This window comes from Corynebacterium sp. (genome assembly GCF_012838985.1).
Lineage (GTDB): Bacteria > Actinomycetota > Actinomycetes > Mycobacteriales > Mycobacteriaceae > Corynebacterium.
The window spans coordinates 1-4025 of record NZ_DUOE01000145.1; the positions used below are offsets into that span (position 1 = coordinate 1).

At 68.3% G+C, this 4025-nt stretch carries 4 protein-coding genes and 1 pseudogene; 4 read left to right on the top strand and 1 reads right to left on the bottom strand.

From position 1 onward, the window contains the following. The 3 genes and pseudogenes from GXZ33_RS08305 to GXZ33_RS08315 form a co-directional block, all read left to right on the top strand. Positions 1-568 (top strand): annotated as a pseudogene (locus tag GXZ33_RS08305) (hypothetical protein); the annotation flags it as partial. 54 nt (positions 569-622) lie between these two features. Further along, a complete protein-coding gene (locus GXZ33_RS08310; protein ID WP_291340385.1) occupies positions 623-1045 on the top strand; it encodes a hypothetical protein in 423 nt (140 codons plus the stop codon). 208 nt (positions 1046-1253) lie between these two features. Beyond that, positions 1254-2585 carry a benzoate/H(+) symporter BenE family transporter gene (locus GXZ33_RS08315; protein WP_291340386.1) on the top strand — a complete coding sequence of 444 codons (1332 nt, stop codon included), beginning with the start codon at positions 1254-1256 and terminating at the stop codon, positions 2583-2585. 67 nt (positions 2586-2652) lie between these two features. Here the strand turns inward: GXZ33_RS08315 and GXZ33_RS08320 are convergent, their stop codons facing one another. Next, entirely contained in the window at positions 2653-3189 is a 537-nt protein-coding gene (locus tag GXZ33_RS08320; RefSeq protein ID WP_291340387.1) for a YceI family protein, read from the bottom strand. Between the two features lie 237 nt (positions 3190-3426). Here GXZ33_RS08320 and GXZ33_RS08325 point away from each other — a divergent pair, with 237 nt between their 5' ends. Beyond that, positions 3427-3927: a MarR family winged helix-turn-helix transcriptional regulator gene (locus GXZ33_RS08325; RefSeq protein ID WP_291340388.1), complete on the top strand. Its 501-nt coding sequence runs from the start codon at positions 3427-3429 to the stop codon at positions 3925-3927. Positions 3928-4025: the final 98 nt, after the last annotated feature.

The window sequence follows — 4025 nt, forward strand, 5'->3', positions numbered from 1 at the left end:
GCAGGGCGCGGCCGAGCGTCTGGACAAGGCTGCCTCCGCCCGCGAGGCGGCTGAGCACCGCCTGGATTCGGTACGCCGCCGCGCCGAGGCGGTGCGTCTGCTGCGCGAGACTCTGCACCGCCACCGTGCGGAGGCCCGGGCTCGTTACGCCCGCCCCTTCGCGGAGCAGCTCACCCGCCTGGCCCGCCCGGTGTTCGGCCCGGACGTGGAGTTCGGGCTCTCCGATCAGCTGGAGGTCACCCAGCGCAGCGTCGGCGTCGACACCGTGCCGCTGGCGGACCTGTCCGGCGGAGCGAAGGAACAGCTGGCGATCCTCGCCCGTTTCGCCATCGCCCAGCTCACCGCCCGGGACACCGGCGACGGGAAGGTGCCGGTGCCCGTCATCGTCGACGATGCGCTCGGTTCCACCGACCCCACCCGCCTGCAGCTCATGGCGACGTTGTTCTCCCGGATGGGGGAGGCCGCCCAGGTCATCGTGCTGACCTGCGTGCCCCAGCGTTACGAGCGCGTCGGCGGGCGCACCGAGTACGCCATCGAGGAGCTGAAGTCCGGCCCGGTGATTACGTGACGGCGGGGTTGAGCAGGACTTTCCCGCCGGACGCTGCTGCTCGCCACCCCGGCGGTGTTCGGCTGGCAGGGCCGGGACCTCTTCCCGGAGCTGGACGCCGGGGACCGCCCCTTCTACCTGATGCTGTGGCTGGTCGTCGGGGCGTTCGCCCTGCTCGGTTTCGTGTGGGTGCTGGCGGGCGGTTCGGCGGGGAGGATGACGCGTGTGGACGGGCTGGTCATCCTGCTCGGCATGTCCAGCCCGCTGGGTCTGCCGGCGGCGGTGTACACGCTGGCGATGGTGACCTCGTGGCTGCGGTGGCGTCCCATCGTCATCGGTTTCGTGCTGGCGACGGCGGGGGCTCTTCTCGACGGTCGCCTGCAGGCCAAGTCCTCCCCGGGCCCGGACGTGTTCGTCGGCGCGCTCGCCCTCATGGTGGCGGCAGGGCTCGTCGGCCTGTGGTGGGGGCGTCGGCGCCGGGCGGAGGAGCAGGCGTAGGGGCTGGCCCCTCCACCGAGGGTGTTCGCCGGGGGTACGGGCGTGCGATATGCGAACGACCTTGCGGGTCTGTGACCTGCGGCAACGGGGTGGTTCGCGGTTTCGCACGCGACCCCCTGGGAAATGTGAGGGGGTGTACCTGATGCGCGGGCCTGTGTGCTGTGCCACACTCGCGCCAGCAACTAGTCATACTTATCAGGAGTTGTCCATGGCCATTTCCCCGCTGCTCGCCATCGAGAAGCCCGACCTGCCCCGCCCCGGCCTACGGGAGATTCTCCGCGACGCCGGCCCCCAGGAGGTCGGTAACGGACTCGTCGCGCTCATCTTCTCCGCCTCGGGGCCCATCGCGGTGATCCTCGCGGCGGCCGCCGCCGGCAACCTCAGCACGGCGGAGACCTCCTCCTGGATCTTCGGCGCCTTCCTCGGCAACGGCCTGCTCACCCTGTTCCTCACCTGGCTCTACCGTTACCCGCAGGCCTACTTCTGGACCATCCCCGGCACCGTCCTCGCCGGCGACGCGCTGACCCACCTGAGTTTCGCGGAGGTGGTCGGCGCGTATGTGGCCACGGGTGTGCTGGTGTTCCTACTCGGGTGGACGGGGCTGATCGGGCGGATCATGGCCGCCCTCCCGCCGACGATCGTTATGGCGATGGTCGCCGGCATCTTCCTGCGTTTCGGTCTCGAGCTGGTCACCGCCGTGACGGGTGACCCGTTCATCGCGGTGCCGATGGTGCTGGTGTTCGTGGCACTCAGCGCCGCGCCCCGTATCGCCGCGGTCGTCGGCACCGCCATCGCCATCGCCTCCGGACGCCTGGGCTCCGGCATCCTGGCCGACGGTGTCGTCACCCGGCCCGTCTTCATCGCCCCGGAATTCTCCTGGGCCGCCATGGTGGAACTGGTCCTGCCGCTGGCGATCACCGTCGTCATCGTCCAGAACGGGCAGGGCATCGCGGTGCTGCGGGCGGCCGGCCACCGACCGGGCGTCAACCTGGCGTCCGCCGCCGCGGGTCTGGTGTCGATCCCCATGGCCTTCATCGGCAACGTCACCACCTGCCTGACCGGCCCGACCAACGCACTCATCTCCTCCGGGCCGAACCGCGAGCGTCACTACGCGGCGGCCATGGTCACCGCCCTCGGCGCCATCGCCGTCGGCCTGTTCGCCCCCGCCTTCGTCGGCTTTATGCTGGCCATGCCGGTGTCCTTCATCGCCGCCCTGGCGGGCATCGCGATGCTCACCCCGCTGAAGAACGCCTTCGTCGCCGGGTTCTCGGGCGCCTTCTCGACGGGCGCGCTCGTCTGCTTCCTCGTCACCGTCTCCGAGCTCACCCTGTTCGGCATCACCGCCCCGTTCTGGGGTCTGGTTTTCGGTTCCCTCATCGCGTGGCTGATGGATCCGCGCCCGGAGAAGAAGGCCCCGGCCGCCACCGCGCCGGCCGTCCCCGAGGATGAAGATGAAGACGAGGCCGAGCTGCGCGAGGCCGCCCTCCTCGAGGACGGCGAGGAGCGGGAGGCCGCGCGGCGGGAAGGCGTGCGTCGATAAGCGCAGAAAAAGACCCCCGCCTCCCTGCATGACAAGGGAGACGGGGGTCGGTTCTTGGGGGTGAGGCTTAGGCCTGCTTGATGCCGGAGCCGTCGATCTGGATGGTGATCTGCTCGGAGACCAGCACGCCGCCGGAGCCCAGCGGGGCCTGGAAGTCGACGCCGAAGTCCTTGCGGTTGATCTTGGTGGAGGCCTCGAAGCCGACGCGGGTGTTGCCGAACGGATCCTCCTCGACGCCGAAGACCTCGACGTCCAGGGTGACCGGCTTGGTGACACCCTTGAGGGTCAGGTCGCCGGTGACGGTGCCGGAGGTGCCGTTGAAGTCGAAGGAGGTGGACTCGAAGGTCATCTCCGGGTACTGGTCGACAGCGAAGAAGTCGTCGCCGCGGACGTGGCCGTCGCGGTCCTCGTTGTTGGTGTTCACGGAGGCGGTCTTGATGACGGCCTTGGCGACGGAGGCCTGCGGGTTGGCCTCGTCGAAGGTCACGGAGCCCTCGAACTCGTCGAAAGTGCCGCGGACCTTGGTGACCATGGCGTGGCGGGCGACGAAGGCGATGGTGGTGTGGGCGGTGTCCAGAATCCAGGTTCCGTTGAGGTTGGTCATGTTCTTCTCCTGTGTTGTTTACGTAATAACACCGCCGCCGGTGTCCGGCGTGCGGTTCGGTATCCACCTTAGCAGAGAATGGTGACCCGTCAACAACAGGTGCTTGCCGCGTGCTCTGAAGTCCGCATAAGTGCATGTAGCGTCGTGAATATAAATCATCGAGATGGTGCTACTGCGGTTTAAGTCGCTGCGGTCGGGATTATTGCCGTCACCTATCGGAGGGCTATAGTCAGTGCCATGGCAAACGATGCACGTTGGCTCAACGATGAAGAACAGGCACTGTGGCGACTCATTCTCGCGGGCATGCGGAAGATCGACCGGGTCATGGACGACACGCTCCTCGCCACCAGTGACCTCTCCAGCTCCGAGTTCGCTGTGCTCGTGAGCCTGTCCGAGGCAGAGGGTCAGTCGCAGCGTCTGCGCGACCTGTGCGCCAGCCTCGACTGGGACCGCTCCCGCACATCGCACCAGATCACCCGCATGGAACGCCGCGGCCTGGTGGCCAAGCGCCGGAGCGAGGGCGACGCCCGCGGCGTCGTCGTCTCCCTCACCGACGACGGCATGCGCCGCCTCGAGGCCGCCGCCCCGGAGCACGTCGAGAGCGTCCGCCGGCTGGTCTTCGACCACATGACCCCGGAGCAGCACTCCCATCTCCGGGACTACCTGACGAACCTGCTCGCGGTGAGCAACGTCCCGGGGCACCCCGACTTCTGCGGCTCCGACGACGCCGACTGCTAGATCTCAGGGTTTTATCGGGGCGCTCCCCGATGTGCGGAACTCTCCTGAGCTGCCACAATTGACTCTGACAGCGACACAGAGACCGCACCCGAGGAGCC